General features: G+C 72.3%; 26 protein-coding genes. 11 read left to right on the top strand and 15 right to left on the bottom strand.

Annotated features, from left to right (window positions below; genetic code table 11):
* Nucleotides 1-200 precede the first annotated feature (200 nt).
* Nucleotides 201-3,104, bottom strand: a complete 2,904-nt coding sequence (locus A6A25_RS11400) for an AfsR/SARP family transcriptional regulator (RefSeq protein ID WP_073888308.1) — start codon at nt 3,102-3,104, stop codon at nt 201-203.
* 115 nt (nt 3,105-3,219) lie between these two features.
* Nucleotides 3,220-3,513 carry a hypothetical protein gene (locus A6A25_RS42880; protein WP_143193091.1) on the bottom strand — a complete coding sequence of 98 codons (294 nt, stop codon included), beginning with the start codon at nt 3,511-3,513 and terminating at the stop codon, nt 3,220-3,222.
* 54 nt (nt 3,514-3,567) lie between these two features.
* On the opposite strand from A6A25_RS42880, the gene A6A25_RS11395 reads away from it, so the two are divergent.
* Nucleotides 3,568-4,614, top strand: a complete 1,047-nt coding sequence (locus A6A25_RS11395) for a GDSL-type esterase/lipase family protein (RefSeq protein ID WP_073888307.1) — start codon at nt 3,568-3,570, stop codon at nt 4,612-4,614.
* Between the two features lie 89 nt (nt 4,615-4,703).
* On the opposite strand, the gene A6A25_RS11390 is transcribed toward A6A25_RS11395, so the two are convergent.
* Together A6A25_RS11390 and A6A25_RS11385 are read right to left on the bottom strand one after the other, a co-directional pair.
* Entirely contained in the window at nt 4,704-5,465 is a 762-nt protein-coding gene (locus A6A25_RS11390) for a WD40/YVTN/BNR-like repeat-containing protein (protein ID WP_198932666.1), read from the bottom strand.
* Between the two features lie 139 nt (nt 5,466-5,604).
* Nucleotides 5,605-6,489 carry a S1 family peptidase gene (locus A6A25_RS11385; RefSeq protein ID WP_143193090.1) on the bottom strand — a complete coding sequence of 295 codons (885 nt, stop codon included), beginning with the start codon at nt 6,487-6,489 and terminating at the stop codon, nt 5,605-5,607.
* 118 nt (nt 6,490-6,607) lie between these two features.
* On the opposite strand from A6A25_RS11385, the gene A6A25_RS11380 reads away from it, so the two are divergent.
* Entirely contained in the window at nt 6,608-7,459 is an 852-nt protein-coding gene (locus A6A25_RS11380) for a hypothetical protein (RefSeq protein ID WP_073888295.1), read from the top strand.
* A gap of 45 nt (nt 7,460-7,504) precedes the next feature.
* Here A6A25_RS11380 and A6A25_RS11375 read toward each other — a convergent pair whose 3' ends face one another.
* Entirely contained in the window at nt 7,505-7,888 is a 384-nt protein-coding gene (locus A6A25_RS11375; protein WP_073888292.1) for a hypothetical protein, read from the bottom strand.
* A gap of 187 nt (nt 7,889-8,075) precedes the next feature.
* Here A6A25_RS11375 and A6A25_RS11370 point away from each other — a divergent pair, with 187 nt between their 5' ends.
* Nucleotides 8,076-10,841, top strand: coding sequence for an AfsR/SARP family transcriptional regulator (locus A6A25_RS11370; RefSeq protein ID WP_073888290.1), 2,766 nt, complete (start codon nt 8,076-8,078; stop codon nt 10,839-10,841).
* On the opposite strand, the gene A6A25_RS44680 is transcribed toward A6A25_RS11370, so the two are convergent.
* Nucleotides 10,838-11,005, bottom strand: a complete 168-nt coding sequence (locus A6A25_RS44680) for a hypothetical protein (RefSeq protein WP_198932665.1) — start codon at nt 11,003-11,005, stop codon at nt 10,838-10,840. The two genes, A6A25_RS11370 and A6A25_RS44680, sit on opposite strands and share 4 nt — an antisense overlap.
* A 48-nt stretch (nt 11,006-11,053) precedes the next feature.
* Between A6A25_RS44680 and A6A25_RS11365 the strand changes: the two genes are divergently transcribed.
* Entirely contained in the window at nt 11,054-11,884 is an 831-nt protein-coding gene (locus tag A6A25_RS11365; protein WP_241828597.1) for an NYN domain-containing protein, read from the top strand.
* Nucleotides 11,885-11,929: 45 nt separating this feature from the next.
* Here A6A25_RS11365 and A6A25_RS46275 read toward each other — a convergent pair whose 3' ends face one another.
* The gene (locus A6A25_RS46275; protein ID WP_073888286.1) at nt 11,930-13,294 is read right to left on the bottom strand and encodes a cellulase family glycosylhydrolase; all 1,365 of its coding nucleotides are present in this window, start codon (nt 13,292-13,294) and stop codon (nt 11,930-11,932) included.
* A 244-nt stretch (nt 13,295-13,538) separates the two neighbouring features.
* Here A6A25_RS46275 and A6A25_RS11355 point away from each other — a divergent pair, with 244 nt between their 5' ends.
* A complete protein-coding gene (locus A6A25_RS11355) occupies nt 13,539-14,705 on the top strand; it encodes an ROK family transcriptional regulator (protein WP_241828596.1) in 1,167 nt (388 codons plus the stop codon).
* A gap of 141 nt (nt 14,706-14,846) precedes the next feature.
* Here A6A25_RS11355 and A6A25_RS11350 read toward each other — a convergent pair whose 3' ends face one another.
* On the bottom strand, nt 14,847-15,230 hold the full coding sequence (locus A6A25_RS11350; RefSeq protein ID WP_241828595.1) for a hypothetical protein: 384 nt from the start codon (nt 15,228-15,230) through the stop codon (nt 14,847-14,849).
* A gap of 117 nt (nt 15,231-15,347) precedes the next feature.
* Here A6A25_RS11350 and A6A25_RS11345 point away from each other — a divergent pair, with 117 nt between their 5' ends.
* The 4 genes from A6A25_RS11345 to A6A25_RS11330 all read left to right on the top strand — a co-directional run bounded on the left by A6A25_RS11345 (nt 15,348) and on the right by A6A25_RS11330 (nt 17,937).
* On the top strand, nt 15,348-16,133 hold the full coding sequence (locus A6A25_RS11345) for a DUF899 domain-containing protein (protein ID WP_083668254.1): 786 nt from the start codon (nt 15,348-15,350) through the stop codon (nt 16,131-16,133).
* Nucleotides 16,134-16,361: 228 nt separating this feature from the next.
* Nucleotides 16,362-16,856 carry an FAS1-like dehydratase domain-containing protein gene (locus A6A25_RS11340; RefSeq protein ID WP_083668253.1) on the top strand — a complete coding sequence of 165 codons (495 nt, stop codon included), beginning with the start codon at nt 16,362-16,364 and terminating at the stop codon, nt 16,854-16,856.
* Nucleotides 16,853-17,239, top strand: coding sequence for a MaoC family dehydratase (locus A6A25_RS11335; RefSeq protein ID WP_073888284.1), 387 nt, complete (start codon nt 16,853-16,855; stop codon nt 17,237-17,239). Before A6A25_RS11340 ends, A6A25_RS11335 begins: the two co-directional genes overlap by 4 nt.
* Nucleotides 17,236-17,937 (top strand): SDR family oxidoreductase, encoded by a 702-nt coding sequence (locus A6A25_RS11330; RefSeq protein ID WP_073888282.1) that lies wholly within the window; start codon nt 17,236-17,238, stop codon nt 17,935-17,937. Before A6A25_RS11335 ends, A6A25_RS11330 begins: the two co-directional genes overlap by 4 nt.
* Nucleotides 17,938-17,940: 3 nt before the next feature.
* Here A6A25_RS11330 and A6A25_RS11325 read toward each other — a convergent pair whose 3' ends face one another.
* Nucleotides 17,941-18,588, bottom strand: coding sequence for a response regulator (locus A6A25_RS11325; RefSeq protein WP_073888280.1), 648 nt, complete (start codon nt 18,586-18,588; stop codon nt 17,941-17,943).
* The gene (locus A6A25_RS11320; protein WP_241828594.1) at nt 18,585-19,712 is read right to left on the bottom strand and encodes a sensor histidine kinase; all 1,128 of its coding nucleotides are present in this window, start codon (nt 19,710-19,712) and stop codon (nt 18,585-18,587) included. The genes A6A25_RS11325 and A6A25_RS11320 overlap by 4 nt, the downstream gene beginning before the upstream one ends.
* Between A6A25_RS11320 and A6A25_RS45390 the strand changes: the two genes are divergently transcribed.
* On the top strand, nt 19,672-20,265 hold the full coding sequence (locus A6A25_RS45390; protein ID WP_241828593.1) for a hypothetical protein: 594 nt from the start codon (nt 19,672-19,674) through the stop codon (nt 20,263-20,265). The genes A6A25_RS11320 and A6A25_RS45390 overlap by 41 nt on opposite strands.
* 30 nt (nt 20,266-20,295) lie before the next feature.
* A complete protein-coding gene (locus tag A6A25_RS11310; protein WP_073888275.1) occupies nt 20,296-20,505 on the top strand; it encodes a hypothetical protein in 210 nt (69 codons plus the stop codon).
* Nucleotides 20,506-20,590: 85 nt separating this feature from the next.
* Here A6A25_RS11310 and A6A25_RS11305 read toward each other — a convergent pair whose 3' ends face one another.
* From A6A25_RS11305 to A6A25_RS11285, 5 genes are all read right to left on the bottom strand, one after another.
* The gene (locus tag A6A25_RS11305) at nt 20,591-21,391 is read right to left on the bottom strand and encodes an ABC transporter permease (RefSeq protein WP_073888273.1); all 801 of its coding nucleotides are present in this window, start codon (nt 21,389-21,391) and stop codon (nt 20,591-20,593) included.
* Nucleotides 21,388-22,341 (bottom strand): ATP-binding cassette domain-containing protein, encoded by a 954-nt coding sequence (locus tag A6A25_RS11300; RefSeq protein ID WP_073888271.1) that lies wholly within the window; start codon nt 22,339-22,341, stop codon nt 21,388-21,390. The genes A6A25_RS11305 and A6A25_RS11300 overlap by 4 nt, the downstream gene beginning before the upstream one ends.
* 74 nt (nt 22,342-22,415) lie before the next feature.
* Complete coding sequence (gene fabI, locus A6A25_RS11295; protein ID WP_073888269.1) at nt 22,416-23,240, bottom strand: enoyl-ACP reductase FabI; 825 nt, start codon at nt 23,238-23,240, stop codon at nt 22,416-22,418.
* Nucleotides 23,241-23,243: 3 nt separating this feature from the next.
* Nucleotides 23,244-24,218, bottom strand: a complete 975-nt coding sequence (locus A6A25_RS11290; protein WP_380733430.1) for a TauD/TfdA family dioxygenase — start codon at nt 24,216-24,218, stop codon at nt 23,244-23,246.
* A gap of 17 nt (nt 24,219-24,235) precedes the next feature.
* The gene (locus A6A25_RS11285) at nt 24,236-25,009 is read right to left on the bottom strand and encodes a thioesterase II family protein (RefSeq protein ID WP_073888268.1); all 774 of its coding nucleotides are present in this window, start codon (nt 25,007-25,009) and stop codon (nt 24,236-24,238) included.
* Nucleotides 25,010-25,019 lie beyond the last annotated feature (10 nt).

The following is a 25,019-nucleotide window of genomic DNA, read 5'->3' as shown; positions in this document are numbered from 1 at the left end:
GTCCTTGGCCGATCTTCCGCACCGCACGGCCCGTGGTCGCCGAAAGGCGCCACCGCGGTGTTCGGTCACCTTGTCGTGGTGTGGCGCCGGGGTCCGGTGGGTCACGGGCAGTCAGTCCGGCCCGCTCGCCACCGCCGTTCCGGGTCGAGGAATCACCGGAAGCGGGAACGACCACTGTGGACAGCCGAGCACGACCCCGGTCAGGCCTGTTCGAGCACGACGGCCAGCCCGGTCTTCGCCCGGTCCCGCTCGTCCTGGTCTCCCGTCTCGGTGGCGATCCGCAGCGCGTCGGCGTGCGCGGCACGGGCCTCACCGAACCGGCCCAGAGCCCGCAACGTCTCGGCGAGACCGTTGAGCGCGCTCGCCTCCCCGTACCGGTGGCCGATGTCCCGGAACACCGGCAACGCCGACGTGTAGCAGTGGTGCGCCTGCGACCAGTCGCCGAGCCGGCGGTGCACGTTGCCCAGGTTGCTCAACGTCACCGCCACGCCGTAGCTGTGGTTGAGCCGCTGGAACAACTCCCGCGCCCGGGCGAGGTGCCGTGCCGCGTCCGGGAAGCGGCGCAGGCTGCCGCACACGTCACCGAGGTTGGCCAACGCGCTGGCCTGGCCGACGGCGTCGTCAAGGCGGCAGAACAGCTCCAGCGCGCGTTCCAGGTGCTCGGCGGCACGGTGGTGGTGACCCGGGCGGTTGTAGGCGTTGCCCAGGTTGAGCAGCACCGCCGCCTGCCCGTACTCGTTGCCCAACCGCCGGTGCACGGCCAACGCCTCCCGCTGGCGCGCCGCCGCCGCGTCGTGGTCGCCCTGCCGTTCGGCCACGATGCCGAGGTTCGACAGCGCCCGTGCCGCGCCGTAGTGGTCACCGGTCCGCCGGTGCAGCTCGATCGCCTCGCGCAGGTGCCGGGCCGCCTGGTCGTAGTCGCCCAGCAGCCGGCGCAACGCGCCGAGGTTGGTCAGCGCCGCGGCCAGCATGGTCTCGTCACCGGCCCGCCGGGCGGCGCGCAACGCGGACCCGTGGATGGTCGACGCGTCCGCGTAGTGGCCGCCTTCCAGGTACCGGTACAGGGTGCCGGCCAGGTCGACGGCGTAGCCCGGTCGGCCGTCCCGCTCGGCGAAGCGGCACAGGGCGACCAGCGTGGGCCGTTCGGCGTTGAGCCAGGCGCGGGCGTGGTCGGCGGTGGTGAACGGCGGCGTCAAGGCGACGTCCACCGGCGGCCGGTAAGGGCGGTCGGCCGGGTACAGCAGGTCCATCGCGGCCGACGCGGTGGCCAGGTGGTGCGCGAGCAGCCGGTCGACGGCGGCGGACCGCTCCGGTGCCGGGTCGTGCTCGCCCCCCAGCTCCTCGGCGTAGGCGCGCAGCAGGTCGTGCACGACGAACCGACCGCCGGACGTCGGCTGCACGAGGTGGTTGCGCGCCAACACCTCCAGCGCCTGACGCGACTCGTCGGTGTCGGTCCCGACGAGGGCGGCGAGCGCGAACGGCGTCACGTCCGGTCCGGGGTGCCGGCCCAACCGCCGGAACGCCTTCGCGTCCCGCGGCGGCAGCTGCCGGTACGACCAGGAGAAGACGGTCCGCACCGCCGCACGGGCGTCGTCGCCGACGTCGAGCACGCGCAGTCGGCGCCGACGGTCGGCCAGTTCGCCGGTCAGCTCGGCCAACGTGCTGCCCGGCCGGGACGCGGCCAGCTCGGCGGCGACCCGCAACGCCAGCGGCAGCCGACCGCACCGGGCGGCCAGTTCCGCCGCCGCTTCGGGTTCCCGGCGCACCCGTTCGCCGATCAGCGCGCCCAGCAACGCCACCGCGTCCGGCGCGGGCAACAGGTCCACGTCGAGCCGGTGCGCGCCGTGCAGCGCGACCAGGCCCGCCAGGCTGTTGCGGCTGGTGACCAGGACCAGGCAGCCGGACGTGCCGGGCAGCAGCGGCCGCACCTGGTCGACCGTCGAGGCGTTGTCGAGCACGATCAGCACCCGCCGGTCGGCGAGCTCGGCCCGGTACCGCGCGGCTCGGCGATCCAGGTCGTGGGGCACGTCCGCGCCGGTGACGCCGAGGCCGTCGAGCAGGCGACCCAGCGCGTCGTTCGCCGACACCGGCAACCGCGCGTCGTAGCCGCGCAGGTCCACGTACAGCTGACCGTCCGGGTAGTCCGGCCGGACCCGGTGCGCCCAGTGCAGCGCGAGCGCGGTCTTGCCGACACCCGCTGTGCCGCACACGACGACGATCGGCACCCCGGTGCGGCCGGTCTCGGGAAGTTTGGGGAGTGGGGAGAATTCGGCGAGGTCGGCGAGTTCCGCCGCACGGCCGGTGAACGCGTACACGTCACCGGGCAACTGGTTCACCGACGTGGCCGGGCGTTGCGGTGCTTCTTCGAGCGCGTCGAGGTACGCGGCGGTCAGTTCCGGGCCGGGTCCGACGCCGAGTTCCTCGGTGAGGCGGCGGCGCACCACGTCGAAGGCCCCGAACGCCCGGTCCCGCTGACCGGTCGCCGTGTACGCCCGGATGAGCAGCGCGTGCGCCGCCTCGTCCAGCTCGTGGTCGGCGGCGTCCGCGACGAGCGCGGGCAGCACGTCGCGCGCCGCCCCGGTCGCGATCATCACCTCGGCGTACCGGGCCAGCGCCGCCCTCTGCGCGGCCGCCAACGTGACCACGGCGGGGTGGTCGCCCAGCACCGGCACGTCGGCCAGCGGCGGTCCGTGCCACAGCGACAGCGCCCGGCCCAACAGCTCGGCGGCCTGCCGTGGTTGCCCGGGAAGGACGGAATCCGCACGGGACACCAACGAGCGGAACCGCGCCACGTCCACCCCGTCGCGGGACAGGTTCAGCGCGTACCCGTCGCCGACGGTGGGCAGGGTCGTGCTCGGCGTGCGGGCACCCCGGCCGGGTTCGAGCACCTGCCGGAGGTGCTTGACGTGGGTGTGGATGACGTTGGTCGCGCTGGGCGGCGGACGTTCGCCCCACAGCGCCTGCACGAGCTCGGCGCGGCTCACCGGCTTGCCGTCGGCGAGGGTGAGCAGCCCGAACACTGCCTTGCGGCCGGCCGGTCCGAACGCCAGCGCGGTGCCGTCACGCCAGGCTTGGAGGGGACCGAGCACTTGAACGGCCAGCACCCATGACCCCCATCAGACTGATCAACGCGGCGGAAAGGCAGCCATTTCATGCTGGCACGGGCGCGGAGCCGCACCATCGGCCGTCCGGGCGACAGGCGAACTCGACGATCGAGCTTCAGCCATTCAGCGGAAAAACCCGAAACGAGACGTCGATTTTCCGGGCGTCGACCGGGACGACTCGAATAGGCCGATCAGCGCAGTCGACGCGTTCGGCGTGACCGCTGCCGCCACCTCGGCCTCCCGGCGGCTTCAGGCCTGGATCGCGCAGTTCACCGGGCCTGTCCACAGGGCGCGACGACGTGCCGGCCGATGTTTCCCGGCCCCCGGCGAACGGCCCCGACCGGCGGAAAGCGACGAACTCCCGGAGCGTCTCGATTGCCTTGCCATCGGGAATCGTGCCGGCGGACACTCCGGAACGTTTCAGACACCGCCACCGCGTTCACCGTTCCCGGAGGTCCGGTCCATGAAACGAATCCACCCGCTCGCCGGCGTGATCGCGGCGCTGACCCTGGTCGCCGCCGCGGTGCTCGCCGTCGGCACCGCCCAGGCCGACAGCGGCGTGAAGGTCATGCCCCTCGGCGACTCGATCACCGACGGCTTCAACGTTCCCGGAGGCTACCGCGTCGACCTGTGGCAGAAGCTCGTCGCGAGCGGCCGGACGGTCGACTTCGTCGGCTCGATGACGAACGGTCCGAGCGGTCTCGGCGACCGCGACCACGAAGGCCACTCGGGCTGGACCATCGCCCAGATCGACAGCAACGTCACCAACTGGCTGCGCACCTACACGCCGCGCACCATCCTGCTGCACATCGGCACGAACGACATCTACGGCAGCGACCCCGCCGGCGCGCCGCAGCGCCTCTCCGCCCTGGTCGACCGCATCACCACGCTGGCACCGAACGCGGACCTCTTCGTCGCGACGATCACCCCGCTCTCGTTCTCCGACGCGACGGTCCGGTCGTTCAACGCCACCATCCCGCCGATGGTGCAGAGCAAGGTGAACGCGGGCAAGAAGGTGCACCTGGTCGACATGTACCGCGCGCTGACCACCGCCGACCTCGCCGACGGCGTGCACCCCAACGCCACCGGCTACAGCAAGATGGCCACCGCCTGGTACAACGCGCTGCTGTCCGTCCCCGGCAGCATCGACGAACCCACCACGACCACCACCAGCACCACAACGACGACCACGACCCAGCCCGGTGGAGCCGCGTGCACCGCGACCCACCGCGTGGTCAACTCGTGGGGCGGCGGCTACCAGGCCGAGGTGAAGGTGGCCAACGACTCCACCACCTCGCTCAACGGCTGGACGGTCCGGCTGACGCTCGCATCCGGCCACACCGTCGGCAACCTGTGGGGCGGTGTGAACACCGGGACCAGCGGTGCCGTGTCGGTGAAGAACGCGCCGTACAACGGTTCCCTGGGCAGCGCCGCGTCGACCACGTTCGGCTACGTGGCCAACGGTCCCAACGCCAACCCGCCGAGCGAGGTGTCCTGCACCAGCCCTTGACATCATGGTCGGGACCCGCCGGTCCGCGTGACCGGCGGGTCCGGCTCACCAGGCGGGGTGGCGTTCGGCGCCGGCGGTGAGGAACCGGCTCACGGCACGGTCGTCTCGTAGAGCCCTCGGCCGAACGTCGCCGCGACGAGCCGGTGGTGGCGGGCGTCGTACTCGATGTCGTCCACCGCGACCCGGGGCAGGCCGTGGCCCAGGCGCAGCCAGTGCCCGGCCACGGCCGCGTTGCCGACGAACACGCCCTGGTCGGTGGCCACGTACAGCGCGCCCGCACGCTCGAGCACGACGTCGTAGACCGGAGCGGACGGGAGGTTGCCGGAGATGTCGGTCCACCGGGCGCCGGCCGAGCGGGTGGCCAGCACGTGCGGCTGGGTGGAGCCGGACCGGTAGCCGGACAGCGTCACGTACGCGGTGGCGGGATCGCGGTCGGACACCGCGATCCGGGTCACCCACGGTTGGCCGTCGAGCACCTTCGCCCAGGTGGCGCCCAGGTCGCGGGTGAGCCACACCCGGCCGTCGTCGGTGCCGACCCAGATCGTGCGCGGGTCCGACGGCGCGGCGGCGACCGTGGTGATCGTGCCGTACGGGTAGGTGTCCTGGCCCGGTCCGCCGGTCAGGTCGGGGCTGATCGGCGTCCACGTCACGCCGTTGTCGACCGACCGGTGGACGCCGGAGCCCTCGCCGCCGTACGTCCGCTTGACCGGGGTGCGCCGGTGGTCCCACAGCACGGCGTACACGAGTCGGGGGTCGGTCGGGTCGATCTGCACGTCGACCGCGCCGGTGAACTCGTTCGGGACGTCGAGCACGCGCCGCCACCCGCCACCGCCGTCGGTGGACAGGTACACGCCACGGTCGCCGCCCCCCGGGCGGTGAGCGTCGGCACGACCGTGGCGGACGCTAGGGCACACCGTTCCCGGGCGGCACCGATGATCGTGGGTGGTTCTTGACAGTTGACCAGTGGACCCGCCCCGCGGCCGGACGCGATCAACCGGTGACGAGGGTCAACCCGTACGCGGACAACGGCTCGGCGATCGGTTGGACCCACGTCGTGCCGCCGGACGTGCAGCTGCCGGAGCCGCCCGAGACCAGACCGACCGCGCGGACCGTCGTGCCCGAACCCGGGTTGGTCACCACGGGTGCGCCGGACGCACCGGGCTCCGGGCACGCGTTCACGCGGACGAGCTGGCTGACGCAGCCCTGCGGGTAGCACACCGTGTGGTTGATCCCGGTGACGCTGCCGCACCGCCACCCCGAGACCGGGCTGGAGTAGCAGACCGACGAGCCGACCGGCGGGGTCGCGGCGCCGGTGACGGTGACGTCGGAGCCGCTGCTGTACCGGTCGACCAGCGCCGTGGACGTCGCGGCGGTCGACGCCACGCGGATCAGCCCGTAGTCGTTGGCGGGGAACGACGAACCGACCGCCGGGCCGAGGTAGCCGCCGACGCCGTGCCACTCGGTGCCCGCCCGGACGCAGTGGCCCGCCGACAGCACGAAGCGGTTGGTGCCGGAGCGGGCGTTGAAGCCCAACGTGCACCGCGTGCCGCCGCTGGTGATCGGCTGGCCGGACACGAGGTCCCAGACCGGGCGGGGTGCTTCGGCGACGTGCTCGACGGTGACCGGTCCCGCGCCGAGCCCGCGCGCCCACTCGGTGACACCGGCGGCGGAACCGCGCACCGACACCACCAGCGCACCGGCGTCGACGTACCAGCCGGTGACCGCGTGCGGACGGGCCGCGGCACCCCGGTCCAGCCGCTCCAGGCCGACCTCGGGCACCGCCGGTTCCCCGGACACGGGTCCGGCCGGGGTGAACGCGAGACCGGCCGCCAGCACGGCCGCACCCGCTCGACGCACGACAGCGGCACGGGTCATGGTCCGCTCCCCTCCTGGCGTGAACCGCGACGGTAACGGCACCGGAACGCGCTGAACAGCGACCGTTCGTGGGCAACGACCACCGCACGCGGCGCCGGACGGCACCTACTCTGGGCAAATGGGGATCGCGATCCTGTGCGGGCTGACGGCCGCGGTGCTGAGCGCGGTGGGCGCGGCGCTGCAGTACGCCGGCGTCCGGGACGTCGGCGACCTCACCGTGCGCGGGTTCACCCGACTGGCCCGCAGCCGGAAGTGGTTGCTCGGGTTCTCGGTGCTGTTCGTCGCCGCGGTGCTGCAGGTCCTGGCCCTGGCGCTGGCCCCGGTGACGGTCGTGGCGCCGCTGGCCGTGCTGTCGTTGCCGATCATCGCGGCGATCGGGGTCCGCCAGGTGACGCGCGGGTTCGCCCTGGCCGTGATGGCGGCGACGTGCGGTGTGGGCACGTTCGTCGCGATCGCCGCGCGGTCCGCGGTGACGACGGACGTGCCGCCGGCGGTGGCGCTGCGGGCGGGTCAGGTCGTCGCCGGGGTGGTGTGCGCGTTCGTGCTGGTCGGTGCGCTGCGCAGCGGGACGGCGCGTGCCCTCGCGCTCGCCGCCGGCGCGGGTGCAGCGTACGGGCTGGTCGCGGTGCTGGTGCGGGACGTGGCGACCGCGCTGCCGCGGGTGCCGTGGGTGTCGTTCGTCGGGCTGGCGCTGGCTTTCCTGGTCGGCGCGTCGCTGATCCAGCTGGGGTACGCGAGCGGTCCGGCGGACCTCGTGGTCGCCGGCCAGACCGTGGTGAACCCGATCGTCGCCGCGTGGATCGGCATGGTGTTGCTGGACGAGACCCAGGGCGCGGGCCGCGGCACGGTCGCGGTCCTGGTGGCGAGCGCCGTCGTGTCGCTGACCGGGATCGCCGCCATCGCCCGCTTCCACCACCGCCGCCTGGCCGCGTCGCGGGCCGATCACGCGCCCGCGCCGGGAACACCCTGATCCCGGTGGACCGCGACGTCCCCGGTCCACCGGGTGGGCACGCGATCAGTCGGTGAGCACGACGCCGTAGTGGTAGTCACCGCAGACCGTGTGCAGGCGCGGCGGGTAGCGCCACTGAGTCACCGAGCAGCTCCGCCACTGCAGGGGGTGTTCGGTGACGCCCAGCGGCGCGAGGGAGGAAATCGTCGTCTCGCCGCACGGCGCGGAGATCTTGCCGTGGTGCGAGCCCCACTTGTAGTCGACGTACCGGATCGGCGGGCAGTCGCCCACGGTGATCACGAAGGAGTTCGGCCCGTACTCGGGAGCCGTGCCACCGGGGTGGTACTGGAGTTCGTAGGTCGGGGCGGGGGTGGCCGCGGCGAGCGCGGTCGGGGCGAGGAGCAGGACGGCGGTCAGCGCCAGTAATCGGAACAGTCGGCTTGGGGACACCAAGGCCTCCTCGGAATCGGGGGTAACGCCCGTCCGAATGCCCACTCCGCCCGACCGGCACACCCGCGGGCCGGCGGACGCGGCCGCGACGGTGTGCCCCGAACGTGTGAACTGACCGCGTAACGCCCAGAACGGCCGGTCGGAGTGGTATGCAGCCGGTGGGGCTGGGGTGATTCGAGGGGGCTCGTTGGCGGACTTCCGCTTGTTGGGGGACGTGGCCGTCGCGGTGGGCGACCGCACGCTCGACCTGGGGCCGGATCGGCAGCGCCGCGTGCTGGCGGCGCTGGCGGTGGACGTCGGGCGCGTGGTGTCGGTGGAGCGGCTGATCGAGCGGGTCTGGCACGAGGCGCCGCCGTCGCGGGCCCGCGCGACGCTGGTGAGCTACCTGTCCCGGTTGCGCCACGTGCTGGCCGACGCCGGTGCCGGGGACATCGCGCGCCGACCCGGCGGTTACGCGCTGGAAGTCGACCCTGCGGCGATCGACCTGCACCGGTTCCGCGATCGACGGGCGCGGGCGCGCACGTGCGCCGGTGACGACGGCCAGGTGGCGGCGCTGCTGCGGGAGGCGTTGGGCCTGTGGCGCGGTGAGGCGTTGACCGGGCTCGGCGGCGGGTGGGCGGCGGCCGAACGGGTGCGGCTGCACCAGGAGCGCCTGGACGCGGAGCACGATCTCGTGGACGCGCAGCTGCGGCTGGGTCACGGCGAGGACCTGGTGCCCGACCTCGCCTCCCGGGTCGTCGAGTGGCCCCTCGACGAACGGCTGGCGGGCCAGTACGTGCTGGCGCTGCACCGCTCCGGCCGCACCGCCGACGCGCTGGCGCACTACCGGCAGGTCCGCCGACACTTGGTGGACGAACTGGGCACGGAGCCCGGCGCCGCGCTGCAAGAGCTGCACCAGCGGATCCTCGCCGCCGACACCGCCCTCTCGGCACCCGCGAGCACGACTGCGGAACCGGTGGTGGCGCCGGTGGTCGTGCCGCGCCAACTGCCCGCCGCGCCACCGTCGTTTGTCGGCCGCCGCGACGAGCTGGACCGCTTGGACGCGGGCCCGACCGCCGTCTGGGCGATCGTCGGCGCGGGAGGCATCGGCAAGACGTCCCTGGCCTTGCACTGGGCGCACCGGCACGCCGACGAGTTCCCCGACGGGCAGCTGTTCGTGGACCTGCGGGGGTTCAGCCCCGACAGCGCCCCGATGGACCCGGCGGTGGCGCTGCGCGGCTTCCTCCACACGCTGGGCGTCCCGGCCGACCGCATCCCGGTGGACCTGCACGCGCAGGCGGCGCTGTTCCGCAGCCTGGTCGCCGACCAGCGGGTGCTGCTGGTGCTGGACAACGCCCTCGACACCGCCCAGGTGCTGCCGCTGCTGCCCGGCGGCCGGTTCAGCACGGTCGTCGTGACGAGCCGCAACCGGCTGTCCGGCCTGGTCACGGGCCACGGCGCGCAGCACGTGTCACTCGACGTGCTGTCCGACGCCGAGGCACGCGCGCTGCTCACCGACCGGCTCGGCCCGCGGCGGGTCGAGGCCGACCCGGCGTCGGTGCGGGAGCTGATCCGGTTCTGCGGCGGGTTCCCGCTGGCGTTGAACATCGTCGCGGGCCACGCCGACACCCGACCCCACCTGCCGACCGCCGCGCTGGTCGCCGAACTGCGCGACCTCGGCCTCGACGCGCTGGACGACGGCGACCCCACGGCCAGCCTGCCCACCGTGCTGTCGTGGTCCCACCGCGCCCTCACGCCCGAGCAGGCCACCGCGTTCGCCCTGCTGGGCAGCGCGCCCGGCCCCGACATCGGGCTGCCCGCCGCCGCCGGGCTCACCGGTCTCTCCCCCGCGCGCGCCCAGGCCGTGCTGCGCGCGTTGGAACGAGCCTCCCTGGTCACGCAGGACACCGCGGGCCGCTGGCGCATGCACGACCTGATCCGCACCTACGCCGCCACCACCGCCGAACGCGACCTGCCCGACGACGTGCGGCGGGAAGCGGCGGACCGGCTCGTGGACCACTACCTGCACACCGCCTGCACCGCCGAACGGCTCCTGGACCCCCACGCCCAGCCGATCCACCTCGACCCGCCCACACCAGGCGCCCAGCCCCACCCCCTGCCCGACGAATCGGCCGCCATGGCGTGGCTGGACGCCCAGCACCCGCACGTGCTCGCCGTGCAGCAGGCCGCCGCCTCCCGCGACCGGCACGACGTGGTGTGGCGGTTGGCGTGGTCGTTGACCAACTTCCACCAGCGGCGAGGCCACCTCCAGGACCAGCTGGTCGTCTGGCGCACGGCGTTGCGGGCGGCCGAGCACCTGCCCGACCCGGTCCCCCGCATGCTGGCCCACCGGCGGCTGGGCCGCGTGCACACCCGGCTCGGGCGGTTCGAGCAGGCGACCGAGCACCTGCACCGCGCCCTCGCCCAAGCCGAGCACCACCACGACCTGACCCAACAGGCGCACAGCCACCACGAGCTCATGTGGGCGTGGCTCCAACGCTGCGACGACCGGCAGGCGTTGGAGCACGCGCAGCGCACGCTCGACCTCTACCGCGAGTTCGACCAACCGGTGTGGGAAGCCCGCGGGCTCAACGCGGTCGGGTGGTGCGCCGCCCGCCTCGGCGACTACGACACGGCCCGCGCGCACTGCCACGCCGCCCTCGCCCTGCACCGGCGCCACCACGGCCGCAGCGGTGAGGCGGACGTCCTCGACAGCCTCGGCTACATCGACCACCGGACCGGTCACCACCAGCTCGCCGTCGAGCACTACCGGCAGGCCGTCGCCCTGCGCCGCATCCTCGGCAACACCACGTCCGCCGCCGAAACCCTCGAACGCCTCGGCCACCCGCAGGCCGCGCTCGGCCAAGCCGACGAGGCTCGCACGACCTGGCGGGAAGCCCTCGACCTGTACCGGCAGCAGGGACGTCACGCCGAGGCGCGGCGCGTGCAGGAGAACCTGGACACCCTCGGTTAGCCGGGGTCCATCCCGCCGGCGTCCCCCGGTGTCGACTCGTCCGGTGTGGTGTGGTCGGATTCGGCCTGCTCGTCGGCGAACGTCGGCCGCGAGTGCTCGTCGGCGAAGTCCGGTTCCCGCTCCTGGTCGGCCGCGGTCACGGGGTCCGGTTCCGGTGTGCTCACCCGGGTGGTGTATCCCTTCGGTGACGGCCCAAACCACCAGGGGAGATCGTGCGCATCGGGGTGTTCTACGACGGGACGTGGTTCGCCTACCTGAGCGATTACTACGCCACCGCCCATCCGCGGGGCGCGCGGATCTCGCTGGACGGCCTGCACGACGCGTTGCGCTGGTACCTGCACACCGAAAGCGGAAGCGCGCTCGACGATTGCGTGGTCGAAGCGCATTACGTGCGTGGACGCATCGAGACCCCGGCGGCGTCGTTCGACGCGGCCCTGGCCGCCGCGGGCGTCACCCGGCACGACCTCCCGCTGCACGGCGGCAAGGAGAAGGGCGTCGACGTCCACTTCGCACTCGAGGTGTGGGAGCGCGCGACCACCGTGCCGCTGCGGTGGGTCGTGCTGATCACCGGCGACGCCGACTTCACGCCGCTGGCCACCCGGCTGACCGCGCGCGGGGTGGGCGTGGTGGTGCCGGTCGTGGACGACCGATCGGCTCCCGGGTCGCTGCCCGCGTGGACACCGCGCAGCGCCGCGCCGCTGCGGGCGGCGGCGACGCTGACGCCCGCGTTCGACGACCTGTTCGCGCCCGCCGACCGCGCCGACTACCCGTTGAGCCGCCCGTTCGTGCGGTCCTCGGAGGTCGTGGCCTCGCCCGCGGGCACGCCGCGCGGCCGTCGACGCGGGACGGTCACCGCCTGGAAAGCCGGGCAGCCGCACGGTTTCATCACCGACAGCCGCGGCGGCTCGTGGTACGCCTCCCGTGACGACCTGCCCGTCGGCATCGCCATGGTGCCCACCGGCACGCCGGTGTCGTTCACCGGGTCGCCGGTGCCGTCACCGGGCCGGAAGTACCCCCGGGCGGAGTCCATCCGGTTCGAGTGACCACCGGTGCGCGGACGCGGGACGTCCGCGCACCGGTGGGACCGGTCAGCTCGCGGTGCAGGACGCCGTCGGCGCGGTGTTGGCGGCGCGCGACGTGGCCGTGAACCCGAACGTGGCGCTCGCGCCGGCGGAGAGGGTGCCGTTGTAGTTGGCGTTGCGGGCCGTCACGGTCGATCCGCTGCTGGTGACCGTGGCGTTCCACGCGTTGGTGACGGTCTGGCCGTCGGCGAACGTCCAGCCGACGGTCCAGCCCTTGATCGGCGCGCTGCCCGCGGTGACCCGGACCTCGCCCTGGAATCCGCCCGGCCACTGGTGGACGATCGTGTACCTGGCCGTGCAGGCGAGTCCACCGCCGGGAGTCGTGGTCGTGGTCGTCGTGGTGGTGGTGGTGGTGGTGGTCGTCGTAGTCGTGGACGTGGTGGTGGTCGTGGTGGTGCCGCCGAAGATGGTGGCCTCCTTGGCGGTGGCCTTGATCCCGTTGGGGCCGTTGACGATCCGCTCACCCCAGGTGGTCAACCGGGCCGGGTCGAACTCGCTGACCATGTCCAGGATCGGGTCGGAGTTGCCGCTCCACGACCAGGCCAGGTAACCCAGACCGCGGGCCTGCGCCTCGCGCACGATCGTCTCGTCGTCCACCTCGTTCGGCGCGAACCGCCACCCGAACTCGCCGATGACCAGCGGCCAGCCCTTGGCCTGCACGCGGTTGAGGTAGTCGGTGATGCTGGAAGCGGTGTTGTAGACCGAGTACATGTGGATCGACAGCACGGTGTTGCGCGCGCTGTCGGCGTCGAGGACCGCCTGGGCGTTGTCCCGCATGACGTGCTGCCAGTCCTGGCCCCAGTTCGGCGCGTCGACCATCAGCAGGTGCTGGAAACCGTTGGCGCGCAGCTTCTTGATGGCGTCGGCGGTCGCGTCGGTCCACTGGGCGGCGTCGACGTTGCCGATCGGCTCGTTGCCGATGTTGATGACGACGTAGTCCTCCTGGCCGACCAGGGCGCTCTTCTGGCTGATCCAGTAGTTGGCAGCCTCGTCCAGCGACGCGGCGGCGGCCTCCTCGCCGTAGCCGGTGGTGTCGTGCACCTCCAGCACGCAGATCATCCGGTTGCGCTTGCACAGGTCGATCACGGCGGGCACGTCGTCGGACGGCCCCCACCGCTTGCCGGTGCCCAACACCACCCGCACGGTGTTCGCGCCCGTCGCCTTGATGTCGGCGAACGAGCTGGTCCGGCCGGTGTACCAGACGTGCGGGTGGTTGACGCCCCGCATGATGAACGGCTGCCCGTTGGCCTCGACGATCCTGGTACCGCTGACGTGCAGCCCCACCGCCGCCTGTGCCTGCGGCAGGACCGTCAGCCCGAAGCCCGCGACGACGAGCAGCGCGGCGCTGATCATGGCGATTCTGCTTCTCATGGCTCTTCGACACCTCGTTGAGTCGACATTCGGCCCGCTCCGGCTTCTGGGAGCGCTCCCAGCGATGCTGTCGCACAGTGACACCCAAGATGCGACCGTATTAGTTTCCGAGTGGAACTTAAGGGGTTACGCTACGGTCGCGGCCCGCCGCCCGTCAAGATGCGAGTTGCGCAATATCGCAGTGCGTAATCATCCGATGGGTCTATGACTGGGAGCGATCCCAGAACGCCGCTATGTTCGAGCGGTGATCTCCGAAGCGGACACCGGTGTCGCCACCTCCTCCTGGCCGAGGCTGAGCGAGGTCTCGCGCGACGTCCTGCTGGAGGTGCTCATCCACGGCCCGCTGTCCCGAGCCGAGATCGCGGGTCGGCTGCGACTGTCCCGGCCGACCTTGACCCGCGTGGCGAAAGCGTTGGTGCAACAGGGGTTGCTGGTCGAAGGCGACACCAGACCGCGTGCCTCGGCCGGTCGTCCGTCGGAGATGCTGCACGTGCGCGGCGCGGCCCACCGGTTCCTCGGCGTGAAGCTGACCCCCCAACGGCTCTTCGCCGCGGTCACCGACCTGACCGCCACTCCGGTCGCGACGGCCGAGGAGCCGCTGCGCTCCTGTGCACCGGACGAGGTCGTCACCCAGATCGCCGACGTCGCCCGGCGGTTCCCCGGCCTCACGGGCATCGGCGTGACGCTGGGCGGCGTCGTGCTCGACGGCCTGGTGGCGTGGGACGAGTTCCTGGGCTGGACCGACGTGCCGCTCAAGGCGGCGGTGACCCGGGCGACCGGCGTGCCCACCGCGGTCGACAACGACGTGCAGGCGCTGACCGCGGCACAGCACTGGTTCGGGCCGGGCGCGGGCCTGAAGTCGCTGGCGGTGATCACCGTCGGCGCGGGCGTCGGCACCGGGCTGATCGTGGACGGGCGGCTGGTCGCGGGCTCGCACGGCCTGCCGCCGCACTTCAGCCACACGCTGGTCGACGCGAAGGGCCCGCAGTGCGGCTGCGGTCGGCGCGGCTGCATCTCCAGCTACCTGATGACGCAGGTGATGCTGCGGCGGTTGGCGGGGCGGCCGACCTACGAGGAGGCCCTGGACTGGGTCCGCGCGGGCGACCGGGAGGCCGGGCAGGTCTTCGCCGAGGCGGGTTACGCGCTCGGTGTCCTCATCGGCACCGTCGCCAACGTCATCGACCCGCAGAAGGTGCTGCTGACCGGCGAGGGCCTGCCGCTGTACGAGGTGTCGTCCGACCTCGTGCACGACGGCATCGAGGACACCTACGAGGACGACCCGGACCTGATCGACCTCGACGTGCGGCCGTTCGACTTCACCGAGTGGGCCCGGTCCGGCGCCGCGCTCGCGATCAAGGCCACGATCACCGGCGCCATCTCCGAGCGACCCCACCGCGACCGGCGGCGTTAGGCGGCGTTAGGCGGCGTTAGGCGGCGTTTCGAAAGTCCGTGTTCGCGGTAATCGCGCTTGATGCGGCCCCTGGCGGCACGGACGAGGGCGGCGGACGCCGGTGCACGTCGCGCCCGCGCCGCCGGTGGACGACGCGCCGGTCTACCCGATGCCGCCGGCGTGCACCGGCTGACCGGCGACTTCACCGATCGCGGCGGTGACGCCCAGCCAGTCGTCCGGGCTGTTGGGGTAGAAGCGCTCCAGCGGGTAGCTGCGCGCGGGGCCGGCTGACGGCACGCCGCGGACCCGTCCTTCGGCGGTCTCCGAGTCGAGGTAGCCGACGACGTCCCGCAGCGTGGTGCAGTTGTCGATGAACAGCACGCCCCAGCCGAAGCAGCCGCGCCGCGGTTTGAGCACGGCGTGGCCCCACTCCTCGATCGCCGGTGCCGCCGCGTCCAGGTTGCGCCCGCTGACCAGCACGTGGTCCGGCACGGGCACGCCGACGCCCGCGAGCGTCAGGTACGACCAGTGCTTGTCGAACGCCACCGCGGGCCCGGAGGTTGACGCAACCGAGTGGTTGCCAAAGTGTCGCAACTGAATGGTTGCTACTCATGGGAGGCCGTCATGGTCCGCGCCGATGCAGGTCACACCGCACCTGTCCGAATGAAGACCCCTCCGGTCGTTTCCGCGTCGGAGTGGGAGGAAGCTCGCCAGGGGCTGCTGGTCAAGGAGAAGGAGTTGACCCGGGCGAAGGACGCGATGGCGGCGGCACGGCGGCGGATGCCGTGGCTGGCGGTGGAGAAGGAGTACGCGTTCGACACGCCGAGCGGCCGGATGAGCCTGCTCGACCTGTTCGAGGGCCGCCGGCAACTGGTCGTCTACCGGGCGTTCTTCGAGCCGGGCGTACTCGGCTGGCCCGACCACGCGTGCCGCGGCTGCTCGCTGGTGACGGCAGACCAGCTCGGGCACGTCGCCCACCTGCACGCCCGCGACACCAGCCTCGTGCTCGCCTCGCGCGCGCCGCAGGCCGATATCGAGCGGTTGAAGGCGAGGATGGGCTGGCGGATGCCGTGGGTCACCATCCTGGACGACTTCGACGCCGACTTCGGCGTGGACGAGTGGCACGGCACGAACGCGTTCTTCCGCGAAGGTGACCGGGTGTTCCGCACGTACTTCATCAACGGACGCGGGGATGAGGCGTTGGGCAGCACGTTCAGCTACCTCGACATGACCGCGCTCGGGCGGCAGGAGGCGTGGGAGGACTCGCCTGAGGGATACCCCCAGACGCCGGCGTACGAGTGGTGGAACTGGCACGACGAGTACGGGGACGCGGGGGCTGGGCAGGAGTGGTTGGACAAGGTGGCGGAGACGCAGGGGAGGCAAGGCGGCGGGGAGCGGGGCGTCAGTGGCGGGGAGCAGGGTGTCAAGCAGGGCGACTGCTGTCACTGAGGTGGGTGCGGTGGTTGGGTTCGGCTCGATTTGACATGGGCCCCTTACGGGCACTGAAGGCTGGCCAAAGCCGGGCAGGCTGGCGGATAAAGCGCCCGCCAAGCCCGTCCGGCTTCGACCAGCCTAAAGCACCCGAACCCATGTAAAATCGGGCCTCGGCGGTTGGGTGGCGGGTCCGATGTGGTGCGGGTTGACTGGTCGGGCAAATATGGATTTCGGTAAACCGACGTGGTGGTGGTGTGCGGTCTCGTGGTGCGGGCGTGGTTGTGGGACGGTTTGATGATGATTGCTCAGGAGTTTGTCGGGAAACGGCTTGATCCGGTGGTGCTGCGGGTGCCGAGGGAGCGGGTGGTGGCATTTGCGCGGGTGATCGGGGAGGCTGGGGCGGTGCACGTGGATGTTGAGGCGGCGCGGGCGGTCGGGTATCCGGATGTTGTGTTGCCGCCGACGATGTTGTTCGGGTTGGAGCTTGAGGCGCGGGGTGAGGAATTGTTGGTCGAGATGGGGCTCGATCCGTTGCGGGTGTTGCACGCCGAGCAGTCCTTCACCTATCACCGGAGTGTGCACGCGGGTGAGGAGTTGCGGCTCGAGAGTGTGGTCGCCGATGTTTACCGGCGCATGGGTGGGCGGTTGGAGTTCGTCGTGCAGGAGACGGCCGTGCACCGGAGGGATGAGCACCTGGTGGATTTGCGACAGGTGCTCGTGATCGAGGAGAAGGCGTGAGCGTGCCGGCGGTCGGTGATCGGTTGGCGGTGGTCGAGGTCGAGACGATCAGTCGGGAGCGGCTTCGGGAGTTCGCAGTCGTGTCGGGGGACGACAATCCCGTGCATCTGGACGACGAGGCGGCGCGGCGGGGTGGGCTGGACGGGGTGGTGACGCACGGGATGCTCGTGATGGCGCACTTGGGGCGGTTGGTCGCGTCGGCCGGTGCGTTGCGGTCGTTCAAGGTGAGGTTCACGGCGCCGACGCCGGTCGGGTCGCGGGTGACGTGTGGTGGGAAGGTCGTGGCGGTGGAGGCGGGGACGGCGCGTCTGCAGGTGACGGCGGTGCGGGAGGACGGGGTCACGGTAGCGCGCGGTGAGGCTGTGGTGGAGGTGCGGGCATGACGCGGTCGGTGTTGGTGGTCGGTTCCAGTCGGGGTATCGGTGAGGCGGTGGCGCGGGAGTTCGTGCGAGCCGGTGACCGGGTGGCGGGGACGCACCGGGGGTCGGGGGTGGCGGTGGCCGGTGTGTTCGGGGTGAAGCTGGATCTGGTCGAGGCTGATCGGGTGGCTGACGCGGTCGCGGAGGTCACCGCGCACCAGGGTGCGCCGGAGGTGGTCGTGTTGAACGCGGGTCTGACGCGGGATGGGCTGCTGGCACGGATGCCCGAAGAGCACTACCGGGAGATCATCGAGGTCACGCAGCTCGGCACGTTCCGGGTGGTGCAGCGGGTGCTGCCGGCGATGGCGAAGGCGCGGGCGGGGTCGATCGTGTTGATCTCGTCGGCGTCGGCGCGTGCGGGGTCGGCCGGGCAGGCGAACTACGCGGCGGCCAAGGCGGCGTTGGAGGGGTTCGCGCGGTCGGTGGCGTTGGAGTACGGGCGGCGCGGGGTGCGGATCAACGTCGTCGCGCCGGGGCCCGTGGACACCGACATGGTGGCCGTGCTGACGGACGAGCAGCGGCAGGCGTTGATCGACCAGGTGCCGCTGGGTCGGCTCGCACGGCCGGAGGAGGTCGCCGAGGTGGTGCGCTGGGTGGCGGGGTCGACTTACGTGACCGGTGCGACGATCCCGGTCACCGGTGGCGGCGCCCTCGGTTGGTAGCCGTCACACCAGGTCGTTCTCCTGGGCGTAGATGGCGGCTTGGACGCGGGAGCGCAGTTCGAGCTTGGTCAGGATGCGGGAGACGTGGGTCTTCGCGGTGGCGCCGCTGATGAACAGCTCGCCCGCGATCTGGGCGTTGGACAGGCCCCGGCCCAGGCAGCGCAGCACGTCCAGTTCCCGATCGGTCAGCTGGTCGAGGCGGTGGTCGATGACCGGCCGGGTCTTCACCGGCGCCGCGGCGTAGGCCTTGATCAGCTTGCGGGTGATCTCCGGGCCGAGCACGTTCTCGCCCGCCGCGACCAGCCGCACCGCCTCCACCAGGCGTGGCGCGTCGACCGACTTGAGCAGGAAGCCCGCGGCGCCCGCGCGCAGCGCGGCGAACACGTACTCGTCCAGGTCGAACGTGGTCAGCACGAGCACCTGGGCCACGCTGTCGCCGTGCAGCGCCTTGGTCGCGGCGATCCCGTCCAAGCCGGGCATGCGGATGTCCATCAGCACCACGTCCGGCCGCAGTGCCTTGGCCTGGCGGATCGCGGTGGCGCCGTCACCGGCCTCGCCGACGACCTCGATGCCCTCGGAATTGCCCAGGATCAGCACGAGGCCCGCGCGCACGGCCGCGTGGTCGTCGACCACCAGCACCCTGATGCTCACCGCTCCACCTCGGGCAGCGGCAGGACCGCGCGGACCTTCCACGAGCCGTCCGACGGCCCGGCGGTGAGCGAGCCGCCGACGGCCGCCGTGCGTTCACGCATGTTCAGCAGCCCGGTGCCCAACCCTCCCCCGGCGACGCCGTCGCGCAGCTCGTTGACGACCTCCAGCACCATCTCGGTGTCCGTGCGGCGCAGTTCGAGGACGACACTCGTGCGCGGTGCGTGCTTCATGGCGTTGGTCAGCGCCTCCTGAGCGATGCGGTACGCGGTCAGGTCCACCGCGGCGGGCAGTGCCTCGGTGTCGTCGTAGTCCACCCGCACGTCCAGCCGCATGCCGCCCGCCTGCGCCGACTCGACCAGCCGGGACAGCTGGGCGAGCCGGGCGGGCGCGGTCGGCTCGTCCGGCGCGGTCACGTCCGCGCGCAGGATGTTGATCATCGCACGCATCTCCTCCAACGCGCTGACGCTGTTCTCGCGCACGGACTTGAGCACCACTCGCGTCATCGGGTCGTCGTCCTTCAACGACAGCGCGGCCTCGGCCTGGATGGCGATCGCGGACAGGTGCCCGGCGATCACGTCGTGCAGGTCACGGGCCATGTGCGCGCGTTCGGCGGCGACCGCGGCGGTCCGGTCCAGCTCGGCGATCTTGGCCAGCTGGCGGGTGTTCGCGCGCTCGACCTCGGCCATCCGCTGGTGCTGCCGCACGTTTGTCGCCCACCACACCGGGATCAGCAGGAACGGCAGCACGGCGAACGCGGCCAGCACCGTGGCCCGCCAGCCGGGCACCAGCAGCACGGTCGCGGTGATCGTGCTGATCGACGTGAGCACCGCGATCGGCACCATGTCGCGGCTGAGCCGGCGCGGGCCATAGAGGGTGGCCGCGTAAAGAAGGTCCGCGTACACCACGAGCGTGGGGGTGCCGACCCCGATGACGCAGTCCACGAGCAGGAACGCCGTGCCGACCGCGAGGGCCGTGCCCGGCGCGATCCGGCGGAACGCCTCCACCACGCAGAGGCCGCCGAACAACAGCACCCGCACCCACAGCGGAATCGGGTCGTCGAGGTTGAACAACGGGTACAGGCCGGTGGCGAACAACACCGAGCCGACCAGCAACGAGCTGATCACGATGAGCGCGTCGTGCTGCCACTCCGGCAACTTCCGCAACCCGGAGACGACCCGACTTATTCCGGCGTGCACCGCGCGATCACAGCACACGCCCACCCGGCTCGCATCGGCCGAAGTGATGACGCGTGATCGCCCCGACCGCCGATGCCGCGCACCCGCCGCGCTCACGATGATGGTGTCACGGCAGGCGCACCGCCCGCCGACCACACCGGGAGGAGCGGATGTCACCATGAAAAGCGTGGCGGTAGCACTGGCGGTGGTGTCGGCTTTCGCGCTGAGCGGGTGCGAACCGGCTGCGGACCAATCGTCGCCGGACAACACCGACGACGGTCGCACGACTTTGCTGTGCCACGTGGCGAACGGATGGGTTTCCGCCAGTCCGGACGGCAAGAGCGAAGCCGCGAAGACAGTGGGTTCGGTAATCGACGACATCGCCGGGAACATGGACGAATCGTCGCGGGCCGCCCAGGTGTTGGTCGCGGCCCGGCAATTGCTGTCGGACAAGTCCGAGGACATCGCCCAGGGCGCCGCGAAGATCAAGGAACTGTGCTGAGGGTGTGCGCGCGCCCGACTAGGAGGACAAGTGGCTGACGGCAAGGCGAACGACGGTCGGTGGGCCCCGTGGTGGGTGTACGTCGTCCTGATCGTCGGGTGCAACCTGATCAAGCAGTACTTCATCGGCGGCAAGGTGTCCGACGTGGCCAACGTCGCGATCACGGTGGCGATGGTCGGCGCGCTGATCTTCGCCATCACGGCGGTGTACCGGTCGATGGTCGCCACCCGGCGGCGGTGACGTCGACCGGGACAGCGGCGGCCTCCCCTGGCCGCCGCCCGGTAGGTGGGACGGGCGCCCGTCCCACCTACCCCGGTAGCTCGGGTCACCGGGCCGCGACCCGGCGGTAGGCCCTCATGCTCAACGGCACGAACGCCGCCACGATCACCAGCGACGCCAGCCACGCGTAGGCCAGCGCGTGGTCGTCCGGCCAGGAGCCGGACACGACGTTCAGCCCGGGCACGGTGTTGCCGAACAGCTCCCGCACCGCGTTGATCACCGCCGTCAGCGGGTTCCACTCGGCGATCACCCGCAGCGGACCCGGCATCGACTCCTCCGGCACGAAACCGGACGACACGAACGTCAGCGGGGTCAGCCAGATCAGCCCGGCGCTCTGCGCGGCCTCCGGGCTCGGCGAGATCAGCCCGATGAGCGCCCCGATCCACGACATGGCGAACGCGAACACCAGCAGCACCAGGAACGCCAGCACCGCGTCCAGGAAGCTGCCCCGCACCCGCCAGCCGATGAGCAGGCCGCACAGGCACGTCACCACCATCGCGACCACGCTCACCGCCAGGTCCGACAGCGTGCGGCCGACCATCACCGACACACCGGACATGGGCAGCGACCGCAGCCGGTCGATAAAACCCTTGCGCAGGTCGGTCGACAGGCCGATGACGGTGAACGCCGAGTTGAACGCCAGCGTCTGCACCAGGATCCCGGCGAGCAGGTACTCCCGGTAGGCCGCGCCGCCGAGCAGGCCGCCGAACACGAACCCGAACAGCAGCACGAACATCACCGGCTGCACCACCGCGGCGAACGCCCAGTCGACGCTGCGCCGCACGTGCAGCAGGTTGCGCCAGGCGATCATCCAGCCGTCGACGGCGACCTTGGCCACCGCGGTCACGAGTCCTCCCCCTCGTCGGCGCGGTCGGTGAGCATCAGGAACACGTCGTCCAGCTTGGGCCGGTGCAGCGACACGTCCAGCACCCGCACGTCCCGCGCGTCCAACCGGTTCAACGCCTCCACCAGCGTCTTCGGGCCGACGTGCACGAGCACGTGCGCCCGCCGCAGGTGGTCGTCCACCACGGGTTCGGCCGCGCCGACCTCGGTGAGCACGCGCACCAGCTCCGGCAGGTCGGCGCGGTCGGCGACCACGATCTCCAGCCGTTCGCTGCCGACGCGGGCCTTCAGCTCGTCGGAGGTGCCCCGTTCCACCACCCGGCCCCGGTCGATCACCACGATCGAGTCGGCCAGCACGTCGGCCTCCTCCAGGTACTGGGTGGTCAGCAGCACCGACGCGCCGTCGTCCACCAGCCGCCGCACCATCTCCCAGGTGTCCAAACGGGACCGTGGATCCAACCCGGTGGTGGGCTCGTCCAGCACCACGACCGGCGGCCGGGCGACGAGCGCGCCCGCCAGGTCCAGCCGCCGCCGCATGCCACCGGAGTAGGTGCGCAGCAGCCGGGACGCGGCCTGCTCCAGCCGGAACAGCGCCAGCAGCTCCCGGGCGCGGTCGCGAGCCGCGGCGGCTTTGAAGCCGTACAGCCTGCCGACCAGGTACAGGTTCTCGTACCCGGTCAGGCTCTCGTCCACGGCCGCGTACTGCCCGGACAGGCCGATGGACCGCCGCACGTCGGCCGACCGCGTGACGACGTCGTACCCGGCCACGCGGACGTCGCCCGCGTCGGGCCGCAGCAACGTGGTCAGCACCCGCACCATCGTGGTCTTGCCGGCGCCGTTGGGGCCCAACAGGCCCAGCACCGTCCCGGTCGGCACGGTCAGGTCCACGCCGTCGAGCGCGCGGTGCGCCTGGTACGACTTGACGACGCCTCGCGCCTCGACGGCTGCGGTCACCGTTCCTCCTCCGTGTGGTCGTCCGCCCCGACTGGAGCCCTGGTCAACCCGCTCTCCTTCGCTGTGGGCCACGGTCACGACCCGGCCGATGGTGGCGGTGCCGTGACGGGGACACCGGGCCGGTCCCCGATCACGTGCGCGCCGCCATCGACGTGGACGATCTCGCCGGTCGTCGCGGGGAACCAGTCCGACAGCAGGGCCACGCACGCGCGGGCCACCGGGGTGAACTCCTGGTCGTCCCAGCCGAGCGGCGACTTCGCGTGCCACCGCCGACCTTCCCGGCGGGCGGCCTCGTCACCGCCCGGCCCGATGGCGATGGCCGCGGTGGTGCGCAGCGGTCCGGCGGCGACGAGGTTGACCCGGATGCCGTCCCGGCCCAGGTAGGACGCGAGGTAGCGGGCGCAGGACTCCAGCGCCGACTTGGCCACGCCCATCCAGTCGTACTCGGCGTAGGCCTGCGAGGCGTCGAAGTCCAGGCCCACCACGGAACCGCCCGGCGCCAGCATCGGCCGCACGGCCCGCACCAGCGCCTGCAACGAGTAGGCGGAGACGTGGAACGCGGGCGCCACGTCGTCCCAGCGCGCGGTGAGGAAGTTCCCGCCGAGCGCTTCGGGCGGCGCGTAGGCGACGGAGTGCAGCACGCCGTCGAGCCGGTCCGCGTGCGCGCCGATCCGCTCCGGCAGGGCCGCGAGGTGATCGGCGTCGGTGACGTCCAGCTCCACCACCGGCGCGGGCGCGGGGAGGCGTTGCGCGAGCCGTTCCACCAGGCGCACCCGGCCGTAGGCGGTGAGGACGACGGTCGCGCCTTCCTCCTGCGCCAGGCGGGCCACGTGGTAGGCGATGGAGTTCGGCGTGAGCACGCCGGTGACCAGCAGGGTCTTGCCCTTGAGCAGGTCCACGGCTCAGCTCTCCAGCACGTAGCCGTCGCCGGGGCGGTGGCCCCGGGAGCGGCGCAGGTCGGCGAACACGAACGTGCGCTGCAGCCAGCGGTCCGCGCCGTCGTAGCGCGGGGTGAACGCCGACCGGCCGTGCACGGTGACGCGGTTGTCCACGATCGCCAGGTCGCCCGCGGTCAGCCGCAGCGCGTTGAACGAGTTGTCGAACAGCTCGCCCAGCTCCGCCATCGCCGCGACCGCCCGTTCGGTGACGGGCTCGGTGGCCGCCTGGTCGACGCACAGGTCCGGGTCGTCGGGGTCGCCGTGCAGCACGGCACGCGGCGGCACCGCGGCGGACGTGGCGCCGAACGAGGGCGGCGGCGCGGTGACGAACTCGGCCGACGACAGCGCCGCGCGGGCCAGCTCGCCGAGCTTCGGCAGCACCTGGCGCGAGCACACCAGCCGCAGCTCGGCCACCCGCTCGTGGTCCGGCCGAACGCACACCAGGAGCACGAAGTCGGGCCGGTGCTGGTGGAAGGCGTTCTCGGTGTGGAAGGTCAGGTGCGCCGAGCCGACGTTGCCCTGCACCTCCTCCTTGCCCGGCACCGGCACCACGTTCTGCACCAGCGCGCCGGACTTCTCGGCCCGGAACGCGGCCGGGTCGCCCAGCCCGTGCGCCACGAGCAGGAGGACGGCGGCGGACACCGTCGCCTCGCGCACCACCGAACCCTCTGCCTTCGGCGTCGGCGGCAGGTTCTCCTCGTCCACGGGCAGGTTGCGCAGCAGTAACGCCCCGCCCGTGCCCGAGTCGCGGCGGAACTCCTTGAGCGCGTGCCGCAGCGTCGCGGGCGCGTCCTCCCACGCGCGGCGCGCGGCGGCGACCCACTCGGCGCTGTCGAGCCGCCCGCCGGCCACGTCCAGTAGCTCGCGGGCGATCCGGTCGAGCCACTCGTGCTCGTCGGCCTCCAGCGTGGCGGTGGTCAGCGTGTCTCGGTTAGCCAACAACATGTCCCTCACCCTCAGTGAGTCGTCACCGGGCGGACCCGCCCGAGGTGTGCGGAGATCGCCCCGAGCAGGGCGGTCGGGTCGTGCCGGAAGTAGAAGTGCCCGCCGTCGAACGCGCGGTGCTCGCGCAGTTCGCCCGACGCGGTGAGGTCGCGCCACGCCTCACCGCCGTCCGCGTCCACGTCGGGGTCGGCGTCGCCGCGGTAGACGACGATCGGCGTGCTCACCGGCGGCGGCGCGGTCGGTGCGTACCGCTCGATGAGCCGGTAGTCGGCCCGGATCATCGGCAGCAGCAGCTCGCGCAGGTCGGGGTCGGCCAGCGCGGCGGCATCGTCACCGGACACGCGGGTGATCTCGGCGACGAGCGCGTCGTCGTCCCGGGCGTGCAGGTCGCGTGGTGTGCGGTGGTGCGGTGCGGCGAAGCCGGAGGCCACCAGCAGCGCGGGTGGCCTGCCGCGGTCCTCGCACCGCCGGGTCACCTCGTAGGCGATGGCCGCGCCCATGCTGTGCCCGAACAGCACCACCGGCCGGTCGAACAGCGGCGCGAGCACGTCGGTGAGCACGTCGGCCATCGCCGCCATGTCGTCCACCGGCGCGTCGACCAGGCGTTCCTCCCGGCCGGGGTACTGCACGACGCGCACCTCGACCGACGCGGGCAGTCGGGCGCCCCAGTCGCGGTAGTAGCTCGCCGAACCGCCCGCGTGCGGCAGGCACACCAGCGTCAGCGCGGCCGACGGCCGGGGCGTGCGCGTGCGCAGCCAGCGGTCGGCGGTGGTCGTGGCCGCCATGCGCACCTCC

Origin of the sequence: Saccharothrix sp. CB00851 (assembly GCF_001905065.1) — a bacterium.
GTDB lineage: Bacteria > Actinomycetota > Actinomycetes > Mycobacteriales > Pseudonocardiaceae > Actinosynnema.
Note: the sequence above shows the minus strand (reverse complement) of the source record. Positions and strands in the feature narration are given on the sequence as shown.

Excerpts from the sequence above, each read along its gene's own strand:
- A6A25_RS11380 (WP_073888295.1), top strand. The coding sequence starts at position 6,608 with ATGGGGATCGCGATCCTGTGCGGGCTGACGGCCGCGGTGCTGAGCGCG.
- A6A25_RS46275 (WP_073888286.1), bottom strand. The coding sequence starts at position 13,294 with ATGAGAAGCAGAATCGCCATGATCAGCGCCGCGCTGCTCGTCGTCGCG.
- A6A25_RS11330 (WP_073888282.1), top strand. The coding sequence starts at position 17,236 with ATGACGCGGTCGGTGTTGGTGGTCGGTTCCAGTCGGGGTATCGGTGAG.
- A6A25_RS11285 (WP_073888268.1), bottom strand. The coding sequence starts at position 25,009 with ATGGCGGCCACGACCACCGCCGACCGCTGGCTGCGCACGCGCACGCCC.
- A6A25_RS11395 (WP_073888307.1), top strand. The coding sequence starts at position 3,568 with ATGAAACGAATCCACCCGCTCGCCGGCGTGATCGCGGCGCTGACCCTG.
- A6A25_RS11385 (WP_143193090.1), bottom strand. The coding sequence starts at position 6,489 with ATGACCCGTGCCGCTGTCGTGCGTCGAGCGGGTGCGGCCGTGCTGGCG.
- A6A25_RS11345 (WP_083668254.1), top strand. The coding sequence starts at position 15,348 with ATGAAGACCCCTCCGGTCGTTTCCGCGTCGGAGTGGGAGGAAGCTCGC.